16 protein-coding genes are annotated in these 16,917 nt (G+C 68.1%); 5 read left to right on the forward strand and 11 right to left on the reverse strand.

Annotated elements, in window-relative coordinates:
• Window positions 1-310: 310 nt before the first annotated feature.
• From ACERLL_RS10125 to ACERLL_RS10140, 4 genes are read right to left on the reverse strand one after another with little or no spacing between them, the layout of a single operon-like run.
• Window positions 311-943, reverse strand: coding sequence for an amino acid kinase family protein (locus ACERLL_RS10125; protein WP_373655968.1), 633 nt, complete (start codon window positions 941-943; stop codon window positions 311-313).
• Window positions 930-2,333 carry an aminodeoxychorismate synthase component I gene (gene pabB, locus ACERLL_RS10130; RefSeq protein WP_373655969.1) on the reverse strand — a complete coding sequence of 468 codons (1,404 nt, stop codon included), beginning with the start codon at window positions 2,331-2,333 and terminating at the stop codon, window positions 930-932. Before pabB ends, ACERLL_RS10125 begins: the two co-directional genes overlap by 14 nt.
• Window positions 2,330-3,376, reverse strand: a complete 1,047-nt coding sequence (locus tag ACERLL_RS10135) for a hydantoinase/oxoprolinase family protein (RefSeq protein WP_373655970.1) — start codon at window positions 3,374-3,376, stop codon at window positions 2,330-2,332. Before ACERLL_RS10135 ends, pabB begins: the two co-directional genes overlap by 4 nt.
• On the reverse strand, window positions 3,366-4,295 hold the full coding sequence (locus tag ACERLL_RS10140; RefSeq protein WP_373655971.1) for an ATP-grasp domain-containing protein: 930 nt from the start codon (window positions 4,293-4,295) through the stop codon (window positions 3,366-3,368). Before ACERLL_RS10140 ends, ACERLL_RS10135 begins: the two co-directional genes overlap by 11 nt.
• A gap of 49 nt (window positions 4,296-4,344) precedes the next feature.
• On the opposite strand from ACERLL_RS10140, the gene ACERLL_RS10145 reads away from it, so the two are divergent.
• On the forward strand, window positions 4,345-5,058 hold the full coding sequence (locus ACERLL_RS10145) for a HisA/HisF-related TIM barrel protein (RefSeq protein WP_373655972.1): 714 nt from the start codon (window positions 4,345-4,347) through the stop codon (window positions 5,056-5,058).
• A gap of 34 nt (window positions 5,059-5,092) precedes the next feature.
• On the opposite strand, the gene fae is transcribed toward ACERLL_RS10145, so the two are convergent.
• Genes fae through ACERLL_RS10180 form a run of 7 tightly spaced genes read right to left on the reverse strand, consistent with a single transcriptional unit; the run spans window position 5,093 to window position 11,596 of the window.
• Window positions 5,093-5,605 carry a formaldehyde-activating enzyme gene (gene fae / locus ACERLL_RS10150; protein ID WP_373655973.1) on the reverse strand — a complete coding sequence of 171 codons (513 nt, stop codon included), beginning with the start codon at window positions 5,603-5,605 and terminating at the stop codon, window positions 5,093-5,095.
• A gap of 54 nt (window positions 5,606-5,659) precedes the next feature.
• Window positions 5,660-6,550 (reverse strand): triphosphoribosyl-dephospho-CoA synthase, encoded by an 891-nt coding sequence (locus tag ACERLL_RS10155; protein ID WP_373655974.1) that lies wholly within the window; start codon window positions 6,548-6,550, stop codon window positions 5,660-5,662.
• Window positions 6,547-7,467, reverse strand: coding sequence for an ATP-grasp domain-containing protein (locus tag ACERLL_RS10160; RefSeq protein WP_373655975.1), 921 nt, complete (start codon window positions 7,465-7,467; stop codon window positions 6,547-6,549). Before ACERLL_RS10160 ends, ACERLL_RS10155 begins: the two co-directional genes overlap by 4 nt.
• Window positions 7,464-8,462, reverse strand: coding sequence for a methenyltetrahydromethanopterin cyclohydrolase (gene mch / locus ACERLL_RS10165; protein WP_373655976.1), 999 nt, complete (start codon window positions 8,460-8,462; stop codon window positions 7,464-7,466). The genes ACERLL_RS10160 and mch overlap by 4 nt, the downstream gene beginning before the upstream one ends.
• A 17-nt stretch (window positions 8,463-8,479) precedes the next feature.
• Window positions 8,480-9,613: an ATP-grasp domain-containing protein gene (locus ACERLL_RS10170; protein WP_373655977.1), complete on the reverse strand. Its 1,134-nt coding sequence runs from the start codon at window positions 9,611-9,613 to the stop codon at window positions 8,480-8,482.
• A 15-nt stretch (window positions 9,614-9,628) separates the two neighbouring features.
• On the reverse strand, window positions 9,629-10,534 hold the full coding sequence (locus ACERLL_RS10175) for an NAD(P)-dependent methylenetetrahydromethanopterin dehydrogenase (protein WP_373655978.1): 906 nt from the start codon (window positions 10,532-10,534) through the stop codon (window positions 9,629-9,631).
• A gap of 27 nt (window positions 10,535-10,561) precedes the next feature.
• On the reverse strand, window positions 10,562-11,596 hold the full coding sequence (locus ACERLL_RS10180) for a beta-ribofuranosylaminobenzene 5'-phosphate synthase family protein (protein WP_373655979.1): 1,035 nt from the start codon (window positions 11,594-11,596) through the stop codon (window positions 10,562-10,564).
• A gap of 422 nt (window positions 11,597-12,018) precedes the next feature.
• Here ACERLL_RS10180 and ACERLL_RS10185 point away from each other — a divergent pair, with 422 nt between their 5' ends.
• The 4 genes from ACERLL_RS10185 to ACERLL_RS10200 are packed head-to-tail and all read left to right on the forward strand — an operon-like array spanning window position 12,019 to window position 16,678.
• On the forward strand, window positions 12,019-13,293 hold the full coding sequence (locus ACERLL_RS10185; RefSeq protein WP_373655980.1) for a formylmethanofuran dehydrogenase subunit B: 1,275 nt from the start codon (window positions 12,019-12,021) through the stop codon (window positions 13,291-13,293).
• Window positions 13,294-13,308: 15 nt separating this feature from the next.
• Entirely contained in the window at window positions 13,309-14,973 is a 1,665-nt protein-coding gene (locus tag ACERLL_RS10190; protein WP_373655981.1) for a formylmethanofuran dehydrogenase subunit A, read from the forward strand.
• The gene (fhcD, locus tag ACERLL_RS10195) at window positions 14,970-15,863 is read left to right on the forward strand and encodes a formylmethanofuran--tetrahydromethanopterin N-formyltransferase (protein WP_373655982.1); all 894 of its coding nucleotides are present in this window, start codon (window positions 14,970-14,972) and stop codon (window positions 15,861-15,863) included. The genes ACERLL_RS10190 and fhcD overlap by 4 nt, the downstream gene beginning before the upstream one ends.
• Window positions 15,860-16,678: a formylmethanofuran dehydrogenase subunit C gene (locus ACERLL_RS10200; protein WP_373655983.1), complete on the forward strand. Its 819-nt coding sequence runs from the start codon at window positions 15,860-15,862 to the stop codon at window positions 16,676-16,678. The genes fhcD and ACERLL_RS10200 overlap by 4 nt, the downstream gene beginning before the upstream one ends.
• Window positions 16,679-16,917: the final 239 nt, after the last annotated feature.

The raw sequence follows: 16,917 nt of genomic DNA on the forward strand, positions 1-16,917 counted from the left end.
CTTCCCGGCTCCCGGTGGGACCCGTCCCCAGGCTTCATTCAAGAATGAGGGATGACGCGCTTCAATAAGTAAAATGGCATACCCTGGCCCTCTGTACCATGCAATGCGCTCGGCAATGCGGGAGAACGTCCCGAGGGCGTTTGGTACAGCCCAGAAGCTTCCATTCTGGTAACGGGCCCCGAACCCCTTCTTGGTGGTCCGGAAGGAATACCCGGGGGAGTGATGCTGCAAACGGAAGGAGATAGGAATTAGTGTCGGGCGGTATTCGCCGCGTATCCAGCCTTCCTCTGAATACAGTTCACGACCTACGTCACGCCTCGGCCGCACCATTTAAGGATAGTACAACTTGCACACCCAGGGGAACCCCCGCATAGAGCATGTCCCTGAGCTGGTCGTAATCGCCTTCCTCGGCGACCCAGGCGGAAAACACCCCCTCGGTGAGGAAATGCATGAAGGCCGGGTCTACAAGCCCTTCCCGGCAGAGGGTCCTGGCGCTTTTCGGACCATCCCCCGAAGAGGCCGACTTGACCAGCAACAGCCGCCCCGCCTCCAGGCGCCCGGCGAGATGGGCGGCCAGGCTGTCCGAGGTGATGTCCCAGGAGGCCGGCACTTGGGTGCCCGCGGCATCCCGGCCCGCCATCCATACGGGTACCTGTCCGCGGGACAAGACCTCCCGGATCTCCCCGAGGGAATTGGCGGCCACCAGGTCCGGGCGCAGGCCGATCATCATATGGCCGAACTGGTCCATGGCCTGCATGGCCATGCGGTGCGCCATGGAATCCGGAAAGCCCCAATCCCGCTGCGCGGACCGGACCTGATCGGCGAAGGGCCCGCCACCGGGAACGATGACCACCTGACCGGACCCGTAACAGGCCAGCTGGTCCAGCCAGGCGCCCAGGGAAGGCTTGTCATAAAGGCTTCCGCCTACCTTAATGACCCACATTCTCCGCCCTCGCATGATTCAGCAGCTCGAGCATGGCCGCGGCCTTGTCGAAAGTCTCCGTGTATTCGTCGCTTCGCTGGGAGTCCATCACCAGTCCTCCGCCGGCCCAGAACCGCACCACGCCGTCCATGTGCACCAGGGTCCGGATGGCGATGTTCGAGTCCAGGGTGCCGTCATAGCTCACATACCCGATGCTGCCGCAATAGACGCCGCGCCGATGGGGCTCCACCTCCTCGATGATCTCCATGGCCCGGATCTTGGGGGCACCGGTAATGGAGCCGCCCGGGAAGCAGGCGCGCAGCAGGTCCAGGGAGTCCCGCTCGGGCGGCAGCGTACCGGTCACCGTGCTGACCAGGTGATGGACCGTCGGGAAGCTCTCCAGCCCGAACAGCTCGGGAACGCGCACCGATCCAGGGGTGCAGACCCGGCCCAGGTCGTTGCGCAGCAGGTCCACGATCATGACGTTCTCGGCCCGGTCCTTGGGACTGTGCACCAGCTCCCGCGCCAAGGCGCGATCCCGGTCGGCGCTCTCCGAGCGGGGCCGGGTGCCCTTGATGGGCCGGGTTTCCACCTTGCCCTGAGCCACCTGAAGGAATCGTTCGGGCGAGTTGCTCAGGATCTGGGCGCCCGGCACGTTCAGGTAGGCCCCGAAGGGCGCGGGGTTGGAGGCACGGAGCGCACGGTAGCCACTCCAGGGATGGCCCTCGGTCTGGGCGGAAAAGCGCTGCGCCAGATTGACCTGGTAGCAGTCCCCCGCCCGGATGTACTCCTTGACGCGCTCGAAGGCACGCCCATAGCCCTCGTCGTCCAGATTGGAGGATATCTCCGAGCGGAGCTCGAGCCCCGAGCCATAGGAGCGCGGCACCGGCGCCTTGAAGAGCCGCACCAGGTCGGACCATTTTCGGGCGGTCTCGGGGTCGCGGCCGTAGCCCACCAGCCAAGCCTTGCCCACGGCATGGTCCACCACCACGGCCCAGTCGTAGATGCCCACCGCCATCTCCGGAAGGTGGTCGGAGTCCTCTGCCGTGCTCGGCAGCGACTCGAGGGACCGGGCCAGGTCGTAGGAAAAGTAGCCCATGGCGCCACCGGTAAACGGCAGATCGAGCCGGTTCACGGGCTCCGGCCGGAGGTACTCGCGAAGTACGGTAAAGGGATCCTCGCGGTGGATGTGGGTCCCCTCCCGGGTCCGGACCGTGATACGTCCCTCTTTCTGGGTCAGGGTTGCCCAGGGATCCGCGGACAGGATATCGAAGCGGCTATTGGGAATATGCGCGCCGTACGGGGAGCCGCTGTCCAGGAAGATCGCCCAGGGGTGATCGGCGATCAGCGAGAAGCGGTCCGCGCTATCCGGGAAGTAGGGGATTTCATGGATCCGGGGCCAGCCCTTCACTCGAACGCTCCTTTCGCCAGGACGGCCAGGGAGACGGCCGGGGCACAATCAGCGGGATCGGGGCCGGCCTTGTATGCACCCGGGGCCACCAGCGTTTTGAAGTCGCGGTACGGCCTGCCCAGCCGCTCCGCCATGGCCGACGCCAGAAAGCGGCCGACGCCGGCCCCGACCACGGGTGCATCGCGATCGAGGCCGAGGCGCCCTTCCACCAGGTAGGCGGCGTCCAGCAGGTCGCGGAGCTGCATTTCCGCCAGATATTCCGCCAACCGCTCCCAGGGGGCCGGATCACCGGCCTCCGCGTCGTTTCCGACCATGCGCGCCAGGCGCCGGGCGCTGCCTTCCCGATCAGCGGCGGCACCATCCGCCGTGGGGCCCAGATCGGCCCCCTCCGGAAGCACGCCGCGCAGCCGATGCACGTCGGCGGTGGTGGCGAACCACTCCGCCGCGAGCGGGACCCAGGCACCCGCCACGGGCACCCGATCACCCAGGGCCATTACGGGTGTGCGTACGGCCCCCGTGTAGAGCAGCTCCCCCGCCCGGAGCCGGGCGGCGTCGGAATCACCCGCCGCGGCCACGCTCCCCGCCCGCAGGGGAACCAGGTCGCTGGTGGTGCTGCCGATGTCCACCAGCAGCGCGGAGGGGCAGGATCGCGCCACCGCTTGGGCCGTGGCCCGCCAATTGGCCGAAGCCACCTCCTCCGGCGCTTCCAGAACGCCTTCCGCGTCGAGGAGCCCGCCGTCGCGCGCGAAGAAGAGCGGTTCCGCCTCCTCCGCCAGCCGCTCCCGCACGGCCTGGACGATGGCCCGCACCCCCTGGGCACGGTCGGGGAAGTGGTCCACCAGCTCACCGGTCATGGTCACCGCATGGGCCACCCCGGAGCCGGTCCGCTCCAGTATGCGCCCCATGGCCCGGGTAAGCTCGGGCACACCCTTCCAGAGCGGACACGGTTCCATGTGCACCCGGAGGTTATCCGCTCCTTCGAGGACGGCGGCTTTCAGATGCGCCCCGCCGATATCCCATCCCATGACACGCTCACGGGTCATTGGCCGCCCTTTGCCGCGTGGCGTGACCGCCGCCCGGAACCAGGCCGGCGGTCCGCAGGATTTCCCGGGCCGGATTGCCGACCACCTGCCGGTCCAGACCCGCGTAGGCCGTAGTCAACCGCGGATTGATCTCGAGCACAACGGGCCCCTCCGGGGTTTCCACGAAGTCCATGCCCACGTACCCCCATAAGCCCGGGAACCCCCGGGCCATGGCGGATATCAGCTCCGACCAGGGCGCCGCCCCTTCCGGGGGCGGCCCGGGAAGCACCGCATCCAGGCAGGCATCCCCCGGACGGAAGGATACGTGCTGATGGTTCTTGCTGATCATGCGGCCCCGCACGCCATCCATCAGCAGCGACAGGCTGCATGCCCTGCCGGGAATGAATGGCTGGACCACCCAGTTTTCCGGATCGGCGAGACGGGCCCGGGCCCCCTCGATCCCCGCCCGGGAGGGGAAGCGCTGGACGTCCAGTCCGCCCTCGCCTTGATCGGGCTTGAGCACCCAGCCATGCTCCGACTCCGGTAGAGGCTCGTCCGCGGCCCGGGTGGTCGCCACGGGGATCCCCGCTTCCTCCAGGATCCGGGCGGTGTCCCGTTTGCTGGCGGCCAGTCGCACCGCCTCCGGCCGGCAGCCGAGCAGCACCCGGTCTTCCTCGAGCACCATGCGGGAGACCCGTTCCAGCTCTCCACCGCTTTCCGGTGCAATTGGCCACACGGCCCCGCATCCGTTCATCGCCCGGTCCCAGAAATGATCGCGGCGCTCTCCGGGTACGGTGCGCAGCACCTCCGCGGGCAGGTCGGGCATGGCGAGGCGGAAGTCCCAGGCTACCTGGGGCTCCACCTCCGGAATCGCCGCCAAGTCCGCCACCAGGGCGGCGACCATGGCCCGGCCCTCCTCGATCAGCTCCGGGGTAGGCATTTCGCCCCGACAGCCCCCTCCCGTAAAATGCTCGTAAACGAACACCCGCATGTGGATTCCCTTGGACCTGATACCCGTTCTCGATCTGCTGGGAGGCCATGTGGTCCGCGGCGAAGGCGGCCACCGGGCTTCCTACGCGCCCTGGATCAGCCCCCTGGCCGGAAGCAGCGACCCGTCGGCGGTGGCCGACGCCCTGCTGGACCTGCATCCGTTCCGGGCCGTCTATCTGGCCGACCTGGATGCCATTATGGGCCGGGGGGATAATCTTGGGCCAATTTCCGAGCTCATCGCCCGTCACCCCCGGGTCACCTTCTGGCTGGACCAGGGCCTGCGCGATGCCCGCTCAGTGCACGAATTCCCCTTCCAGGGGCAGTGCCGCCCGATACTGGGTTCGGAGAGCCTCGCCGACCTGACCCCCCTGGAGGCCGCCTCCCCTCTGGATCCCGGCCCCATTCTCTCCCTGGATTTCGGCCCCGAAGGCTTCCGCGGACCGCAGGACATCTTCCGGGCCACTCAGCTTTGGCCCGATACTATCCTGCTCATGACGCTGGAGCGAGTCGGCTCGGATCGTGGACCCGATACGGAAGGTATCCGAGAGCTCCGCGGCCTGGCCCCAGATCGGCACTGGTATGCGGCGGGTGGCGTACGCGGGTCCGGGGACCTGGAGAGGCTGAGCGCGGCGGGAGCGCGGGGGGCGCTCGTGGCGTCCGCCCTCCACGATAACCGTCTGGACGCGGCAGACCTGGCTTCAATGGCCGGGTAGGGCGCGGCGCCCTACCCGGCCCGCGCCGGGGATTCTACTCGTGTGCGGCGAAGGGGTGGCCCATTTCACCCCGTTTGGACAGCACGTCCTGGACCTTGGGCTCGCCGGCCATCGCGCTCTTGATGGACTGCTTGGTGGCCTCGTAGTTCCAGTCCTGGATCTTGTTGTCGTCCTCGGCCTCCCAGTGGATGAACACACCCACGCTCAGGAACAGGTCGTCGGCCTGGTCCTTGGGGATGGTGCCGTCTTCCACGCAATCCGCCACGGCCATGGCGACGCCGCGCTGGGCGGGGCCGAACATCTGGGCCGCCTGCTTCTCGCCCTTGATGGTCACCTTGTTGAACATGGCGGTGGCCGGCTTGACCATCAGGTTCGGGGCCACGATGGCCAGCAGGCCGTTGTGCCCTTCCTTCTGGTTGGTCAGGGTCTGGCAGAACATGGTCTCGGCGGCGGTGCCGGCCGGGCCCATGATCAGGTCGATGTGCGCCACCTCGTTGGTGTCGCCTACCAGGGCCTCTCCGACCATCGTCTTGGCTACTTGCGCCATTGCACTACTCCTCGATATCCGTTTGCAGAAACCGGCCGGAGGGCTCGACCGCCGCTAGGGGGTCGTCGAGCCCCCCGTGCTGCCGGCGCGCTCCGCGATACGCGCCAAGCGGAACGCGATCAGTGTGGCAACCGTGAGATCCGCGCTCGTTCCTGGATTGATTCCCTCCTCCTTCAGCGCTTGGTCAAGCTCCGCGAGAACCCGCTCCCGGGCGCGGGAATCGTGGGCGGACCGCACCGACCGCAGTACGTGCCCTGCCCGCTCCTGCAGGTTCTCTGCGGCTAGCGTTCCATGTTTACGCCGCACGTGGGAATCCGGGAATCGGCTTACATAGGCGAGCTGCAGCTCCGCCACCGCAGGTCCCCGGCGGCCGTAGCGACGCAGGCCTTCCCCAAGCGTATCCAGCCCGATGTCCAGCAGGCCGGAGAAGCCGGTGGTGTACTGACGGGCGATCACGTCCCGATCGTCGGCCTCCGCCATGGCTTCAAGAAGGGTGCAGTCGGGCGCGTCGGCCACATCGTGCCGGGCACTCGACCCCAGCCCGCCGGGAGAGGCCATCCGGATGGCGGCAAACGCCTCGGTCGCGTCCTCCCGGGTAAGGCCGCCCAGAACCCCCTCCAGACGCGCCCGGAGGTCCCCGGAAGCCGCGGGGGCCAGCGCCGCCTCCACGAGGGGCGCGGTCAGCAGCAGAATGCCCAGGTTGGTGTTGCAGTCCACCACCTGCCAGGTGGCCTCCACCCCGGCCCGGACCCGCGCTCCAACTCCGGCGGAGCCGGCGACAACCGCTTCGGCGGCGGGGCCGGCGCTGCGCTCGAAATCTACGGCGGTCATGCCGTGTCCCGGCGAGGAACGACTCACATTGCCCGGCTTCAGCCAGCGCACATCCGCCAGGAAGGCCCCCCGCACCAGCGGCAACAGGCGCCGGGCGCTCACCAGCTGGGTCACTCCGCCACCTCCCGGGGGACCGCCGTCGTCCAGGTGGCCCGGCAACCGTCGGCCAGTCGCCCCGCCAGATCCTCCCGGAGGACCGATTGCAGTCCCCGCCACGCGGGCACGCCGTTCACCTCCAGGACCTGGAAGCCGCCCGCCGGATCCTGGATCAGATCCACACCTGCGTAGTCGAGGCCCACCGTTTCGGCGGCGGCGATGGCCATGCGCTCCGCCGCCTCGGGGGCCACCGCCGGACGACAGGAGCCGCCCCGGGCCCGATTGTTGATCCAGGAATCCCCGAAGCGCTGCATGGCTCCCACCGGCGAGCCGTTGATCACAAGAACCCGCCAGTCGCACCACCCCATCTCCGTGGCGGGCGGGATGAATCGCTGGAAATAGTAGACCCCGTCCAGCTCCTCGGGGGACGGCAGGGGCTCGCCGCGCTCCAGGAGCCGCACCCCCTTGCCCATGGAGCCGAACAGGGGCTTCAGGACCAGCTGGTGGCCTGCGGCCTCCTCCTGCTTGCGCACGGCCTCGGCACGATCCGCGTCGCGCAGCGCCCAGGAAGGGGGCGTGGGTATACCCGCCCGGGCCAGGAACCAGCTGGTCATGGCCTTGTCCACGCTCCGCTCGATGGCGCTCGGGTGGTTGTAGACGGGCACGCCCGCATGCACCAGGGCGTAGAGGATATCCAGGCAGAAAACGATCTCTTCCAGGGTTCCCGAGGGAATGCCGCGGACGAACGCGCCGTCCGGGAGCCCCCGCTCGAAGCCGGGGAGCCGGATGCCCAGGCTCCCCGCTTCCGTGGACAGCTGGCAATCCTGGATGGGCACCCAGGTCGCCCGCATGGCCCGCTCGGAGAAGGCGCGCTGCAGCGCTTCCCCGTGCCAGCCGAATTCATGGGTGAGGAGGGCTACCTCCTCACCGTTCATGCACCTTCCCCGAAGGAGGCGTTAAGGGCGTTCCGGTTGCCCTCTCCGCCGCGGAAGGTCTGTCCGCTCTCCAGGTTGGTAATGGTTACCCGGGCGGGACTGAACAGCAGCGGATCGATCTTGGAGAAATCGCCGTTGTAGGCCTGGAAGACTTCCGCGAAGGGCCGGCCGTAGTCGCGCGAGGCCGAGCTGGGCAGCTCCTTGGCCAGCTGCCGCGCCTGATCGTCCGGACCGTTCACGAATAGGTGCACCTCGCCGTCGAAGAGAATGGCGTCGTTGGTGCGGCCCATCCCGGTGATGAAGTCGGGCGACGGCGGCGGCAGGGGCGCGCTTCCGGCGGCGTCCACCACCTGCCCCATGGGGAACTCCAGCGCATGCACCTTGTGCATGGCCACCTCCACCACGCGCCCAACGATCTGCACGGCGCCGGCCAGCGAGGAGGTGGGGGTAAGGATCAGGGTTAGGTTCCCGGGGGACACCCCGCAATCCTTGGCGATCTGCTCCACCAGGCCGTTGGGCGGCCGCTGGTCGGTCTCCAGGACGAGGCAGGTCTGGTCGGCGGAATCCGTCACGCCCAGCTCCTGGATGAGCTCCTCCTTGCCGGCGAGAACGCGGGCCGGGCCGGAGCCCAGCGCGAAAAAGCCGCCGTCGTCCTCGGAGGAGAGCATCCACCCGGCATACTGGCTGCCAAGGCAGACGAGGACGGGATCGCAGGTGGTTACCCCGATCCGCCACCGCCACTGGTCGCTGGGCTGGCTGGAGCTGATGGAGGCGCGGCCCAGACCGGCCATGCAGATCTCGGCGATCCGCCGACCGGCTTCCAGGCCGCCGAGGGTATCGATGCCCGCATCCACCAGAGTCGCCCCGGATTCGGTGCGCTCCGTCTTGATCCGCAGCCAGTCGCGATTCCGCAGCAGGTCCTCCACCAGGGGCTGGACCTGGGCATTGAGACCACTTTGCGGCCAGTTGGCCGCTGTACCTTCAACCGTTCCCATAAGCTGGCTTCCTTAAGTCAGGCCGAAAAGGCTGGTTCAGAAACAGGGGCCTGCCGCAATTGCTCGCGGATCCACCGATGCCTCCGCCAAAGCTGGCGCCGCGTCTGCTCGCGGTCGGCGTGACGGGCATGGACGGTGCAAACCGGGGCGCCTTCCGGAAAGAACGTGCCACCCGGGGCACGATCCCCGCACCAGGGGTGCTCCAGGAGCCCCTGGGGGATCCGGACGGACTCCTCGGCGTAAACCACGGCATGTCCCCTATACACCCCCGGGGGCTGCGCCTGGAAATGCGGCAGGCTGCCCCGGGAGCCGCTGAGATGCAGTAGAAAGGGGCTCGGATTGAGCCCCTCCCGATACAGATCGAGGGTGGCCACCGGACGGGGATTGACCTCCAGGAGCTGGAGCTCGCGACCGTCGGTCACGAAATCCAATCCGTTGAGTCCGCGCAGGCCGACGGCAGCGGTGATGGCCGACACCGCTTCCGTAAGGCCCCGGGCCACGTCGGCGGCAAGCGGGGCATGGCTCAGGGCGCCGCCGTAGCGGAAATCCCCGGCCGAACCGCTCTGCTCCCGGCCGGTCCACTGCTCCGTGATGCCCAGGATGCGGGCCCGTTCCCCGTCGGCCACGAACAGGACCGAATGGGGGGCGCCGGCGGCTTGCCGCTGGAAGTAGCGGTTCGCCCCGGCATCCTCCGCATCGGCCGGACGAATGTGCCAGCCGCCGCTGGCGCCGCGCATCTTGCTCAGCCACCCGGCCCCATCCGCCGGGGGCTCCCGGCGGGTCTCGGGGTACGGCAGATCCAGCCGACTCAGCAAGGCGGTCCACGAGCCGGGATCCTTCACCAGGCGCACCTGCTCGCCGGAGTTTCCGAGCACCTCGCGGCGCTCGGCGAGCTGCTCCAGCAGCTCCGCCTGGCCTTCCAGGCCACCGCCCCAGACCACCGACTCGCCCCGGGAAATGGGGGAAAACCGGTCGATGGCCTCCATGAGCGCGGGACCGGCGGTGCGGTCTCCCACCAAGGGCTCCACCTTGACCTCGCCGGCGGCGGCCCGGGTATCGAGATCCCCGTACCGGTCCATAACGCGGACCGGCTTGCCCGCCCGGTGGGCAGCCTGCGCCAGGATCCTTCCCGAAGCCGCGATCACCAGCATGATCCGGACCCTCGATCAGTCGACGTTGCGGCGAGCCTCTTCCAGGGCATGCTCGTAATGGAAGTATTCCGCCTTCTCGGAGAGGCGCATCCGCTCCAGCAGGGTCTGCTCCACCTGGGACTTCAGGGGACCCAGGGCCAGCGCGCCGATGCCGATGGCGCCGGAGCCGGAACCTTCGATGGGGGCGGCATCCGCCTGGACATCCACGCCTTCCAGGCCGAGCGGCGGCACGGCATTGGCGTCGGCGGCGACGAGCAGCTTGGGCGCGGCGGCGAGCTGGCTGTTGCTCAGGATCTGCACGCCGGCAGCGGCGCAGTTGAGCACGATCTCGGCATCGCTCATGAGGGCTTCCTTCGCCTCATCGCTGCTTCCGTCACCCGCTTCCACGGAAACGCCGTGGCGCTTGTTCAGCTCGTCGCAGACGCCCTGGGTCTTGGAGAGGCTGCTGTGCCCAGCGAGAACCACCTTGGCCCCGTCCTGGGCGGCGAGAATGCCGGCGGTGGTACCCACCGGGCCCGTTCCGCCCGTGATCACGATCTTCCGGCCCCCCAGGCCGCTGCCGCCGTGATGGCTTTTCAGGCGGGACTCCACCATGGCGAGCATGGCGGCGGCGGTGGTGAAGGCACCGCTCGGGTCCACCATGATGGAAGCCTCGAACGGAGGCACCAGGGCGCCACGGGCCTTTTCGGCCATGTCCTTGGCCACGGTGGCGCTCCGACCGCCGATGAAGATGCCGGTCCGCGCGCCCAGCTTGGGGGGGCGGGAGAAGATGGCATCCTGCACCAGGTCGGTAATATCGCCCTCTTCCACCTCGGTATACGGGGTCACCGCATCCCAGCCGGCGTCGTAAGCCATGTTGATATCGAAGGGGCTCACGTTCTTCTCGGGATCGAACATGTGCAGCAGGTACGGTTGTTCCATGGTGTCCTATCGTCCTCTAATGCCTTGCTAGAAAGTAGCCGATTGCGGTTCGGGCGCATCGGCGCCGCTCCCCGGGTGCTCCTGAATCAGGGCACCCGAGCGGGCGCCGGCCAGCACCTGCGTCTGCAGCCCTTCGACCCCCTTGAATCGCTCCTGGAGGGCCTGCTGATACCGCGTGGCCTGGCGGGCATCCCCGAATACCGCGAAGCCGGTGGGGCCCCAGGAGCTTTGCCCGACTCCCGCGACCCCTTGTTCCTGAAGCCAGCCCATGGCTTCCGCCACTTTCGGGCTGGTATAGCGACCTCCCTGGGCGGGCGCGAAATAGTCCCCGATAATGGCCTGGAGCTCGCCGACCCCCATACCGAAGGCATCCACGTCCTCGTCCTTGAGGGCGGGCAGGATCCGCATCAGGATCAGCCTGGCCAGATGCCCGGCATCCGCTTCCGGAAAGGCGAGGAGGGTCTCGAAGGCCTCCTTTTCCCCCTTGCCGTGCAGACCCTGCCCCGCCTCGTCGTACACCAGGAGGAGGCGCCAGGATTCCGGGAAGGGAGCCCGCGCCACGATCGGTGGCGGGGCATCCCCCGACCCCTTGCCGCCATCGACGAAGAACCCGGGCTCACAGAAGGCGCCGACCCCCATCCCCGACCGGGCACCCCGATCGGTAACGGAGGCGATCTCCTCGATTGTGAGTCCCCAGCCGAGTAGCCGGTTCAGGGCCATGCCCACCGCCAGGGCCATCTGCGTCCCCGACCCGAGGCCGATATGGGGCGGGATGGCCTTCGTAACCCGGATGTCGGCGGCGGGAGGGCTTCCCACGTACTCGCCGAGCGTCCTGGCCACCCGTTCCACACGCCGGGCTTCGGGCCCGTCGACGCTCAGCCCTCCGGAGGACCTGGCCGCCTTGACCTGGGTAGTGATGCCATCCAAGCTCAGCCCGAGGCTCCCGAAACGACGCCCCAGGCTGCCGTTCAGGTCCACGAAGCCCATGTGCAGACGCGCAGGAGCCTCGACCGACACGACCGCTCGCCCGCCGGACGCCTCCAGGGCCACTTCCGAATCCATTACCACCTCCCAGTAGCGGGTCTATGGGAAATAGACGCCCCTTTCTTCCTCATGGGCATATAAACTCTGGGGCCTTCCGCACGACCCCGAAGTTCATCACCCGTGTATACCCATGATGGAATCGCCTGAGGGATGAACGAAAGGTCGCCCGCATCCTCTAAAGGCAAAGGGCATGCCATTGCATTAATTACGCCATGTGGGGGATCCCATAGTTACCCCCCTGGCTAACTGCCTCGGTTCCGTTTCAGAGTGTAACCCTTGTATCTCAAATACGTGACGCCCGGCTTTCCTGGAAGCCCTGTCGGGTCTGGCCTCAATCAGGTTAGACGGCTTGGCATGCTTTGTGAAAGGAGACGCGGCGGTCCAGACCGGTCAGGGGTACCTCCCTTTCCAACCATTCAACATGCAGAGAATCGGCGCCTTTGGGTACTAACGAAGATAGCACCGTTCACCGCAATGTCCCGTGCCCTTTCTGCGGGCTCGTCTGCGATGACCTGACGGTCTCCGTGCAGGGCGAGGCCGTGGAGGTTCTGGAGCGGGGATGCGAGCGCAGCAAGGAAGGATTCCGCAAGGCCGCGGCCGCCCCCTATGAGGACGGCGAGGCCATGATCGGCGGCAAGCCGGCTTCGCTGGAGGATGCCGTCGGCGAAGCGGCCCGACTCCTGAAGCAGAGCCGATTTCCGCTGATTAGCGGCCTGGGCGCGGAAGGACAGGGAATCCGGGCCGCCATACAGCTGGCCGACCGCCTGAACGGCGCGGTCGACCATTTGCATGGCGATGCCCTGATGAATCACGTGCACACCCTGCAGGACAGCGGCTGGGTCACCACCACCCTGACGGAGCTGCGCAACCGGGCGGACTTGGTGGTTGTGCTGGGCACACCGCTTCTGGAGCACGTCCCGCGGCTGTTCGAGCGATTCATCCGCCCCGAAGAGGGCTTGTTCCCGGACCGCCTGGACCGGCGCCGGGTTGTCGCCGTGGGCGCCCCGGAAACGGCAGCCGCACCGGGCGACATCGACGAGAGCTTGGCCTGCGACCCGGCGGCCATCGGCGACGTAGCCGAGGCGTTGCGCGCCCTGCTCAACGGCCACGACCTGCAGGCCGAGGAAGTGGCAGGGATCCGACGGGAGGCTTTGGCGCGTCTCGCGGAGGAGCTGCGCAATGCCGACTACGGGGTGGTCGCCTGGTCCGCCGATGCCATGGAGCACGCCAACAGGGACCTGACCGTGGGCTCCATCTGCGGCCTCGTCCGGGACCTCAACGAGACCACGCGGTGCGCCGGCCTCGCGCTGGGCGGCGAGGACGGGGCGCAGACGGCTCTGCAGGCCACCACGTGGCAGACGGGCTTCCCCGTACGGGTCCAGTTCCGCGGCGGCTATCCCCAATACGACCCCATTGGAGGCGGCACGCGGGACCTGCTGGCCAGCGGCGACCCGGATGCGCTGGTTTGGATCTCCGCCCTGAACAGCCAGGCCCACCCGCCGGCGACCGACGTGCCCACCGTGGTGCTCGGACAGAGCGGGATGAAGCCCACCGAGACGCCCGCCGTGCTCATCCCCGTCGGCACGCCGGGAGTGGATCACGGCGGCCCCCTGTTCCGGACCGACGGAGGGGTGAGCCTGCCCTTGCGGGCCTTGCGCACCGCCCCCGTTCCCTCGGTGGGGGAAGTTCTCGCTCGTATTGAATCCCAGCTGTAGAGGCAAGGAATAGGAATGCTGGTCAAGCTAAGCGGCGGCACGGTTTATGATCCCAAGCACGGGATCGACGGCGAGGTCCGCGACCTCTATTTCCGCGACGGCCGCATGATTGCGCCGCCCGCCGAGTCCCCCGACCGGGAATACGATGTCCGCGGTAAGGTGGTCATGGCGGGGGGCATCGATATCCATACCCATATCGGCGGTGGCAAGGTGAACCTGAGCCGGACCCTGCTTCCGGAGGACCACCGGGACCATCCCGAGCTGAGCGAGGAGGGCCGGCGCAGCGGCAGCGGCCACGTCACGCCGAGCACCTTCCTCACCGGCTACCGCTACTCGGAGATGGGGTACACGACCTGCTTCGAGCCGGCCCTGCTGCCGTCCAACGCGCGCCACGCGCACATGGAGCTCGGCGACACCCCCATGGTGGACAAGGGCGGCTACGCCCTGCTGGGCAATGACGACTTCCTGCTCGGCATGCTCGCCAACGGCGAGGACCAGGCGCGCATCAACGACTACGTGGCCTGGACCCTGAACGCCGCGCGCTGCGTGGCCATCAAGGTGGTGAACCCCGGCGGCATCAACGCCTTCAAGTTCAACGGCCGCAAGCTGGACGTGGACGAGCAGGGCCCCCATTACGGCGTCACGCCCCGGAATATCCTGGCCCGGCTGACCCGGGCCCTGCACGATCTGGGGGTGCCCCACCCGCTGCACGTGCATTCGAGCAATCTCGGGGTGCCGGGGAACGTGGCCTCCACGCTGGATACCATCCGCGCGGCGGAGGGCCTGCCCATCCACCTCACCCACGTCCAGTTCCACAGCTACGGGACGGAAGGGAGCCGCGGGTTCTCCTCGGCGGCGGCCGAGATCGCCGAAGCGGTCAACGACAACCCCAACGTCTCCGTGGACGTGGGGCAGATCATGTTCGGCCAGACCGTGACCGCCTCGGGCGATTTCATGCGGCAGCACGCGCAGCACAGCCACGCGCACCCCAACAAGTGGGTGGGCATGGACATCGAGTGCGATGCGGGCTGCGGCGTGGTGCCCTTCCAGTACCGCGACGAGAACTTCGTGAACGCCCTGCAGTGGGCCATCGGACTGGAGATCTTCCTGCAGGTGGCGGATCCGTGGCGGGTCTTCCTGACCACCGACCACCCCAACGGCGGGCCGTTCACCAGCTATCCGCACCTGATCAAGCTGCTCATGGACCGCAGCTTCCGCAACGATAACCTCGAGCAGCTGCACTCGGACGTGGCGGACCACAGCAACCTCAAGGCCATGACGCGGGAATATTCCCTCTACGAAGTGGCCATCCTGACCCGGGCGGGTCCGGCCCAGATCCTGGGACTCTCCGACCGGGGCCACCTCGGCGAAGGCGCCGCCGCGGATATCGCGGTGTACGACCACAAGAGCGATCCCGAAGAGATGTTCGCCCGCCCCAGCCTGGTCTTCAAGGACGGCGAGCCCGTAATCGAGGACGGCCGGCTCGTGCAGGTCCGGTGGGGCGGCACCCACGCCGTGGAGCCGGAATACGACGCGGGAATCGAGAACCGGCTCTCCGACTATTTCGAGCGTTACCACACCGTCCGCCTGGAGAACTTCAAGATCGGTGCCGATGAGCTTGCCGGCCCCCAGCGGCCGGGGATCCTTCCGGTAGCCACGGCTCGGGGAAGGCAGGAATGAACATCAACGGCGTCACAATCGAGGACACCTTCGCCGAGGCCTTCGAGATGCGGGCCACGCGCATCGTGATCACTGCCATGGACCGCAATTGGGTGGCCCACGCGGCGGAGACCATGACCGGTTTCGCCACTTCGGTGATCGGGTGCGGCCTCGAGGCGGGCATCGAGCAATACCTGGAGCCCGAGGAGACGCCCGACGGGCGTCCCGGCGTGGCGGTGCTGCTCTTCGCCGTTTCCGGCAAGGAGCTCACCAAGCACCTGCAGAACCGCATCGGGCAGAGCGTCCTTACCTGTCCCACCACCGCCGTCTTTTCCGGCCTGGACGGGGAAGCCACGCCCATGGGCGAAGGCGTGCGCTACTTCGGCGACGGCTACCAGATCTCCAAGCTGTTCGGCGAGCGGCGATTCTGGCGGGTGCCCGTCATGGACGGGGAGTTCGTCTGCGAGGCCACCACGGGGCGGGTCAACGCCGTGGGCGGCGGCAACTTCCTGGTGCTGGGACGCTCCGCGGAAGAGACCTTGCGGGCCCTGGAGGCCGCCATCGAGGCCATGAGCCGCGCTCCCGGCATCATCATGCCCTTCCCCGGCGGCGTGGTGCGCTCCGGCTCCAAGGTGGGCTCCAAATACAAGGCCCTGCCGGCCTCCACCAATGACGCCTACTGCCCCACCCTGCGGGGACTCACCGACTCCAACATCGGCCCGGAGGTGGGCGCGGTAATGGAGGTGGTTATCGACGGCCTGGACCCGGATTCCGTGTCCCGCGCCATGGCCATGGGCATCCAGACCGTATGCGCCTTCGGTCCCGACAACGGCATCCTGGGCATCACCGCCGGCAACTTCGGCGGCGATCTGGGGCAATTCCAATTCTCCCTACACGAAGTTCTGGCATGAACCCTCTTACCCTGAAGCTACGGCAACCGCTTTCGGAACCGGTGGACCTTTCGGACCTCCGGCTGCCTCCCGACGACCCGGAGCCCGCGGCCGCACTCGCCCGCGCGAGGGTCCGCGTGGGCGGCCGCCCCCTCGAGGCCGGAGAGGTTTTCGAGATACAAGGGGAAGACCCGAAGCAGGTGGAGATCTTCACCGACGGGGCGCGGATCCACGGCATCGGTACGGAAATGGCCGGCGGGACCCTGATCGTGCACGGCGACGCGGGTGACCACCTGGCCCACGGGATGCGCTCGGGCACCATCCGCGTGGAAGGCTCCTGCGGGAATTTCGCCGCCTCGGACCTGAAGGACGGGCTGCTGGACATCCAGGGCGACGCCGGTGCCTACCTGGCCGGTGCCATACCCGGGGAGATGAGCGGTGCACGGGGCGGGACGATCCTGGTGCGTGGCCGTGCCGGGGAGCGGGTCTGCGACCGCATGCGGCGCGGCCTCGTGCTGGTGGGCAACGATACCGGCGACTACCCGGCATCCCGCATGCGGGCCGGCACCCTGATCGTGCTCGGGCACGTCGGCAAGGAGCCGGGCTTCGGTATGATCCGCGGAACCCTCGTGCTCTCCGAGCGCCCGGCGTCCTTGCCCGCGGCCTTCAACCGCTCCGGCGAGCATGAGCTGCTTTTCCTGCGCCTGCTTACCCGCCATGTGGAGCAGCAGCTCGGCGCCGCCACCCCGCCCCTCATGGACCTGGGCCGGGTGGAGCGGTGGATGGGGGACCGCTCCCACGACGGCCGGGGCGAGGTGCTGGTACCGGCCCGATAGCCCACCCTTCCGGCGGAGCGGGGTCACGCCGGAAATGGGCGGCAGTCCGAACGAGCTGGAGAGGCGCCGCCGTGCCCTGGCACTATACCTCCAGCCCCTTCGTTGCGCATGTGGCCGTGCACACCCGCGACGGCATCGGGTTCGAATACCGGTGGACGTTCCGGCCATCGGCAGCGGAACCCCGTTCTATGACCCTCCGCGCCTCAGGGAGCAGGGACTATAGATGCCCTCCCGGACCC

The organism is Thiohalorhabdus sp. Cl-TMA, assembly GCF_041821045.1.
GTDB classification, from domain to species: domain Bacteria; phylum Pseudomonadota; class Gammaproteobacteria; order Thiohalorhabdales; family Thiohalorhabdaceae; genus Thiohalorhabdus; species Thiohalorhabdus methylotropha.

Coding starts and splice junctions, on each gene's coding strand:
- ACERLL_RS10125 (WP_373655968.1), bottom strand. CDS start 943: ATGTGGGTCATTAAGGTAGGCGGAAGCCTTTATGACAAGCCTTCCCTG.
- ACERLL_RS10135 (WP_373655970.1), bottom strand. CDS start 3,376: ATGACCCGTGAGCGTGTCATGGGATGGGATATCGGCGGGGCGCATCTG.
- ACERLL_RS10140 (WP_373655971.1), bottom strand. CDS start 4,295: ATGCCTACCCCGGAGCTGATCGAGGAGGGCCGGGCCATGGTCGCCGCC.
- ACERLL_RS10145 (WP_373655972.1), top strand. CDS start 4,345: ATGTGGATTCCCTTGGACCTGATACCCGTTCTCGATCTGCTGGGAGGC.
- fae (WP_373655973.1), bottom strand. CDS start 5,605: ATGGCGCAAGTAGCCAAGACGATGGTCGGAGAGGCCCTGGTAGGCGAC.
- ACERLL_RS10160 (WP_373655975.1), bottom strand. CDS start 7,467: ATGAACGGTGAGGAGGTAGCCCTCCTCACCCATGAATTCGGCTGGCAC.
- mch (WP_373655976.1), bottom strand. CDS start 8,462: ATGGGAACGGTTGAAGGTACAGCGGCCAACTGGCCGCAAAGTGGTCTC.
- ACERLL_RS10170 (WP_373655977.1), bottom strand. CDS start 9,613: ATGCTGGTGATCGCGGCTTCGGGAAGGATCCTGGCGCAGGCTGCCCAC.
- ACERLL_RS10175 (WP_373655978.1), bottom strand. CDS start 10,534: ATGGAACAACCGTACCTGCTGCACATGTTCGATCCCGAGAAGAACGTG.
- ACERLL_RS10180 (WP_373655979.1), bottom strand. CDS start 11,596: ATGGATTCGGAAGTGGCCCTGGAGGCGTCCGGCGGGCGAGCGGTCGTG.
- ACERLL_RS10190 (WP_373655981.1), top strand. CDS start 13,309: ATGCTGGTCAAGCTAAGCGGCGGCACGGTTTATGATCCCAAGCACGGG.
- fhcD (WP_373655982.1), top strand. CDS start 14,970: ATGAACATCAACGGCGTCACAATCGAGGACACCTTCGCCGAGGCCTTC.
- ACERLL_RS10200 (WP_373655983.1), top strand. CDS start 15,860: ATGAACCCTCTTACCCTGAAGCTACGGCAACCGCTTTCGGAACCGGTG.